At 69.1% G+C, this 6,151-nt stretch carries 4 protein-coding genes; all 4 read right to left on the bottom strand.

Features of this window, described 5'->3' with window-relative positions:
* Positions 1-215 (bottom strand): hypothetical protein (locus EKD05_RS26590; RefSeq protein WP_205704083.1); only part of this gene is annotated, 215 nt, incomplete at its 3' end.
* The gene (locus EKD05_RS24910) at positions 212-1,036 is read right to left on the bottom strand and encodes a sensor histidine kinase (RefSeq protein WP_129678270.1); all 825 of its coding nucleotides are present in this window, start codon (positions 1,034-1,036) and stop codon (positions 212-214) included. The genes EKD05_RS26590 and EKD05_RS24910, both read right to left, overlap by 4 nt.
* Positions 1,033-3,906 (bottom strand): hypothetical protein, encoded by a 2,874-nt coding sequence (locus EKD05_RS24915; protein WP_129678272.1) that lies wholly within the window; start codon positions 3,904-3,906, stop codon positions 1,033-1,035. Before EKD05_RS24915 ends, EKD05_RS24910 begins: the two co-directional genes overlap by 4 nt.
* A 115-nt stretch (positions 3,907-4,021) precedes the next feature.
* Positions 4,022-5,392 (bottom strand): division plane positioning ATPase MipZ, encoded by a 1,371-nt coding sequence (locus EKD05_RS24920; protein WP_165360970.1) that lies wholly within the window; start codon positions 5,390-5,392, stop codon positions 4,022-4,024.
* Between the last annotated feature and the right edge of the window lie 759 nt (positions 5,393-6,151).

Here is a 6,151-nt window from a genome sequence, read left to right on the forward strand (position 1 = left end):
CGGATGGCGTGACGCTGGTGGCACGTATGCACCGCATTTGACCAAGACTCGTGTCCAAAGGTGCTTGACACATTCCGGGCCAGGGTGGTACGCACCCAGGCGCGGATGGGCGGGTAATCATCGATGATCAGGACGCGCTGCAAGGTCGCGGGTGGGGGTGGCGGCGGCGCGCTGCGGACGGGTGAGGGCCCGCATGGGATGGCGGTCATGGTCATGGCAGAGTCCTTTCCGGTGATGGGTGCGCCGCCCGCCCCCGCGGGGCAACCGCGTCTGCGTCCGGCGCGACGATGGGGATGGTCACGCGCAGCTGCGTGCCGGCGCCCGGCGCACTGGTCAGTTGCATCGTCCCGTCGTAGCGGGCGACCAGCATGCGGATGTCGCGCAGGCCGCGCCCGCCGGACGCGGGTGCCGCCGGATCCATCCCGCAGCCATCGTCGCACACGACCAGGATCAGCGCATCTGGCGCATATTGGAGCGCAACCGTGACCTGCGTGGGCCGGCCATGCAGGTAGGCATTCATGAGCGCGTTGTACAGGATGACGATCAGCGCCCGCTGCTGAGCGTCGTCCACGCGGGGTGGGCGCATACCCGTGACGTCCACCCGGCAGGTGCAGTGCGGATACGTGCCGGCGAGATTCTGGGTCAGCGCGGTCACCGCCTGTTCAAGATCGTCCGGGACGAGGGCGGCCCCGGCGGGGTGGGGCAGCATGGCGACCATGTCGAGCAGCCGTTTGGTCTGCCGCAGGCCCTCACCGAGCCAGTGGGTGCGCTCATCGTCCGAAGTGGCCGCACGAGTGAGGAACAGGCAGTGCTGAACCGTCAGCACCTGCGGCTTGAGGTGGCTGTGGGCCAGCAGACGGATATCGTCGCGCATCGCCTGGCGCCCATGGGCCTCGCCCAGCGCGAACAGGTGCTGGGCGGCGGCGGAACGCGGCTGCGACGCCCCACGCCGGCGGCCATGCCAGACGCGGTGGAGCGTGCGCATGGCCTCGTGGACGAAGGTTTTGGGTCGGCGCAGCAGTCCGTAGATCGTCATACGGTGTCCTGCCCTTCCGTTGCGTCGGCCTGCCGCAGCCGGGCACGCGCTCGGCTGAAGGCAAGCGCGGCGTCGAGCCAGCCAAGCCGCTCAGTGGTGCCTCCCGCGCCAGGCTCGTCCGCTGTGGGGGTGACGATGCCCGTCGGCGCAGGTGTGGTAGTGTCGAGCGACGGTGGGGCCGATGCAAGATGGGCAAGCGCGGCGTCGAGCCAGCCAAGCCGCTCGGTGGCGCCTCCCACGACGGGTTCATCGGCTGTGGGGGTGACGATGCCCGTCGGCGCAGGTGCGGCGGTGTCGAGCGACGGTGAGGCCGACGCGAGATGGGTAACGTCACGCGTTGGTGTGTCGGGGGGGGCCTGCGCGGATGCCACGCCAGATGGCGCAGCAAGCGTGTCGCGGAGCTTCGGCGTCGCAGCGCGAGCCTCGGCGACCGAGCGATCACCAGGCGCAGGGGCAGGCTGGGTCAGCGCTGCCTGCTGCGCGGCGAGATCGCGGTTGACCTGGGCCAACGCCTCCACGTAGCGCAGTGGTGTCGGGGCGTCTGCCTGGGCCTGGGCGATAACCTGGGTCAGCAACGAACGGCGGGCGGTCAGCAATGTCCGGGCCAGATCAGGCGGGAGCGCGTCCACAGCGATTGGCTGGAGCACCTCCACGGCGCGCACGAAGTCGCCGCGCTGTCGGTGCGCACTGGCCTGGGTGAGGGCCGTCTGACATGTCGTGAGCGTGATCTGGCGCTGCGTGAGGGCGGCCAGCGCGGCCTGCCAACCGGGATGGGTGGCCCGTCGGCGCATGACCAGCACGTTGGCCGGGGGCACAACGCTGAGCTGCTGCGCCCGGTCAAGCTCCCAGGCCGCCAGGGCCGCCTGGAGGCGGGCGGCGGCCTCGTCTAGGGCTTGGTCAAGCGGTGCAACCAGTTCCGGCATCTGCAGCGCCTGGGCGATCACGGCCTGCACCTGCGCAGGGTCGCTGGTATGCAGCGCACGCGTCAGCACCCCAGCGGCCTCGTCCCAGGCTCCCTCGCGCAACGCGGCCCGGGCGCAGTGCAACAGGTCGTCATCGGGGTGCTCGGGGACGGGCTCAGGTGAAGTCGGCTCTCCCTGCCGATGATCCGCCCTGCGTTCATCATGGGTCAACCCTGGCGATGGCTCGTGCTCAGGCGTCGTCGCTCCGGCCCGCCGGTGGGTCACACCACGGTGATCATCCTGCAACCCTGGCGATAGCTCGCGGTCAGGCGTCGTCGCTCCAGCCCGCCGGTGATCTTCCTTGCGTTCATCATTGGTCAACCCTGGCGATGGCGCACGGTCAGGCGTCGTCGCTCCGGCCCGCCGATGATCGGCCCTGGGTTCGTGAGCCTGCGGCTCTGGCGGTGGTGCATCGGCAATCTGATCTTCCTGTCGATCTGATGGAGCCCCCACCCAGGCCTGGATCCGGGCCGAGCACGCGAGCGGGGCGTCACGCCAGACCAGCCGACCTTCCTGCACTGCGGCCCGGGCCGCCCACGTGATCGCGTCAGCGGTCACCGTCGCCGTGAGCAGCGGCACCAGGCGCGGAGCTTGATCAAAGGCTGAACCCTCAGCGAGCAGGGCCACCGTCTGAATGCAGGGGCGGTTCCGAGGCTGGGCCGACGCCACCTCAATCACGACGTCGAACGCTGCGCTGAGCGCATGCAACGCCGCGTCGGGGGCACCGGCAAACCGCGTCCCCGCCGCCGTTGCCGCCAGGCGGGCCATGCGCCGCAGCGCCGCCGGTGCCGACGCCGCGTCGATGCGCACCAGCATCCGCTGACCGGCCTCCGCGTGATGGAGTATCTCGCCGGCGTCAGCGTCGTCGAGCATGGGCAGCACCACCAGATCGGGCCTGAGCGCGGCGAGCGCGGGCAGCACCGTGGGGCGGGCAACCTGCATGCAGCCCGGAGCGGGCGGCTCGTCAGGCTCCCGTGCAGGCATGGGCGTCGGGCCGCCCACCGCCCCAGCACGGCGGTCGACCACCAGCACATGCTGCCCGGGCGCGCCGTGGCCGTGGTCTACCAGCGCGTCCAGCACCTGCATCGTCGCCGCCTCCGGCGGGCCACTGACCAGGCACGAACCACCCGCGTCCAGCAGGAGGGCCAGCAGCGCCGCCGCAGGCGCATCGAGCATGCCCCGGTCGACCAGCGCAGGGAGCGTGGCCGACGGGCGGTGGCGACGGCGCATCACCACCAGCAAGCCCGGCTCAGTCGGCCGCATGGCCATCACGCAGGGTTCGCGCACGAGGTGCAGCTGGAGCGTGCCAGGCCATGGGCCCGTGATGATGGGGTCCTCCGCATCCCAGATCAGGCCACGCGCCCGCGTGAGAAAGGTGGCCCGCAGCAGCGGTTCACGCGCGCTGGCATACGCCTGGGGCTGGATGACCCGTCGCTGCGGCCCCACGCCCAGCACGGTCGTGCCAATGATCATGATCGTCGTGATCGTCGCATCGTCGAGCAAGGCCTGCACGTGTTCCCCCCAGGCGCAGGTTGCCTCCCAAAGCACCTGGAGCCCGCGTTCGTCGTGGAGTAGCGCGGGATCGACGCCTTCCAGCTGCGGGTGCGTGCGGGCGGCGTGCAGCACGCGCCGGAACACGGCCTGGCGCTGGGCTAGGTCGCCGCCGGGATCGAGCAGGAGGTCACGCTCCGTGGGGTCGAACCCCGCGTCAGCGGTGGCTGCCTCAGCTTCACCGCGCTGGCGGGCACGCGCATGCGCTTCAGCCCGCTGGCAGGCACGGTTGATCCAGGTCGCGATGGCGCGCACCATCGCTTCGGTCACCGCCCCAGGCGGCAGCGCCTCGTCGTGAACACTGTGGTGCTCGGCGGCCCGCTGATCGAACCTCCGGGGCGTCGTACGTGTCGTCATCGTAGGTCTCCCTTCATCGTCATCGCCTCTGGCCGGGCCAGCAGGTGGGGGGGGAAGGCGGCTGCGTTGCGCACCCACCGGTTCCGCATCAAGGAGCGGGGGCCCATCCATCGCGTCATCGTGAACCTTCTTTCGTGGTCGTTGCGTCCGGTACGCTTGGCAGGGGCGTGGCGGTGGCAGCTGACCTGCCCGCCCACCGCGTCCAGAAGGATTGGGCGTGGGCTTCATCGGGGTCAACGCGGGTCAGCCAGGCGGGGGGAAGCGCGACCCCATCCATCCAGCGGCGCGCAACCTGGCGAATCGCCTGACAGTACGGTCGCCGGGGGGCGAGATCAAAGGCCGAGCAAAAGGGCACCCGCTCGGCCGCCATGCTGAGCAGCGCCGGGTCGTGCGGTACGAGGCCCAACTCGGGCACGTGCGGATACTGCCCCAACACCTCGCGCCGCACCGTGCGGATATCCATGACGTGGCCGCGGGCACCTGCGATCCAGACCAGCATCGCCGCATCCAGGGCCAGCCGCCCATCCTCACGCGGGAGCTTGCCCAGCACCTCGAGTGCCGACAGCGCGCCCATGCGCTCTTTGTGCCCCGGAGGGCAGACTACGATGGGCGTACTCGTGCGGCGTGTGAGCAGCGAAACGATCACCGGACGGCTCTTCCAGTCTGTCCCCAGATCCACACAGACCACGTCATACGCCAACTGGTCAAGCGTGGCGATCAGCCCATCCAGGCAGGCGGTCGAGATATCCCAGGGATCGCGCACCCCCTGACCCGCGCAGAGGATATCGAGCCCGCTGCGATGGTGGATCATCCGCTGCTCGACGAGCTCGCGGGGATAGGAGGTCACGAGATGCGGATACGCGTCAGGCAGTGTGGTCAAGCCCGCCCGCCCCTCGTCGCCGAGCTGGAAGAAGTTCACCAGCGCACCCTGGCCGATATCGAAATCCACGGCCAGCACCCGCAGGCCGCGCCGCACCAGATAAAGGCAGAGATGCATCACGGTGGTGGTCTTGCCCGAGCCGCCCGCGTTGCTGGTGGCGACCATCAGGTACGGATGGCGCAGTGGTTCCAGCGTGAGCTGGTCGAGGATCCAGGCGACCACACGCTGCGCCTCGGGATGGTGTGGCGTGCGAGCCTCCGGCGTGATGACCTGAAGATCACCGCCGGTCGTACGGACTTCGTCGCGCAGAGCCGTCTGAATCGCCTCCGGGGTGTCATGACGGAGCGTCACGATCACGGGAACCTTCGGCTGACGCGAGCGGCTCATCCAGACGACGAGCTCCCAGAGCGAGGTCGCGCTATCCTTGCCGGGCTTCGGCACCATCGTATCACTCAGGATCACCGCATCGAGGCGGGCGGACGGGTTGCGCATGACGGCCGCGATGGCCTCCGCCTCACGCAGCAGCGTGAGATGGTGCGCACTTCCCAGCGCCTGTTCGAGCGCCGGGAGCAAACCGGGAACATCAGAGCCAATCAATAGCGCCATCGGTGCTCCTGTCATCTCTCACGGTATGGACGCCCGACGTCGGTGCGCCCCTCATTGGTCAACGGTCAACCTTGGGCCAGAGCGACCGCTGTGCCCCACCGGCAGCGCCGCGGCAACCAGGGAGGATCACCAGCGGTACCGCGACAACCAGGTGTCACGGCCACGAGAACCATCAGCAGCCTGGCGGATCATTATCTCGGTGCCAGCGGTACCGCGACAACCAGGCGTCACGGCCACGAGAACCATCGTGCCGGTGGACACGACCACCAGCGGAGCGGCAACGAGCCAGCACGAACATTGCGAACGTGGCGACAATTCATGCAGAAGGCCTCGTGGCAGCTCCCCCGTGGGTCGTGTCAGGCTTGCCATGGCACGGCCACCAACCCCATCGTTCCTTCGTACGGCACTAGCGGAGCGACAACGAGCCAGCACGAACATCGCGGACGTGGCGACGCCACATGCAGAAGGCCTCGTGGCATCTCCCCTTGGGTCGTGCTGGGTCTGCCCCGGCACGGCCACCACACCCATCATTCCTCCGTACACCACCAGCGGAGCGACAACCAGCCAGCACGAACATCGCGAACGTGGCGACCATCCATGCAGAAGGCCTCGTGGCAACTCCCCCTTGGGTCGTGCCGGGTCTGCCCCGGCACCTCAGGGTATCGGTGCGAGGCCCACGACGTTTCAAAGATACCGTTGGCAAACTTGGCCCTCTTGAGCGATACTACTGGTATGGGCAGTCGAACGTTGGCCCAGTGA

The organism is Candidatus Chloroploca sp. Khr17 (assembly GCF_004138165.1).
Lineage (GTDB): Bacteria > Chloroflexota > Chloroflexia > Chloroflexales > Chloroflexaceae > Chloroploca.

What these genes read in the sequence shown, in the direction of transcription:
- EKD05_RS24910 (WP_129678270.1), bottom strand. Translation starts at nt 1,036, where the DNA reads ATGACGATCTACGGACTGCTGCGCCGACCCAAAACCTTCGTCCACGAG.
- EKD05_RS24915 (WP_129678272.1), bottom strand. Translation starts at nt 3,906, where the DNA reads ATGACGACACGTACGACGCCCCGGAGGTTCGATCAGCGGGCCGCCGAG.
- EKD05_RS24920 (WP_165360970.1), bottom strand. Translation starts at nt 5,392, where the DNA reads ATGGCGCTATTGATTGGCTCTGATGTTCCCGGTTTGCTCCCGGCGCTC.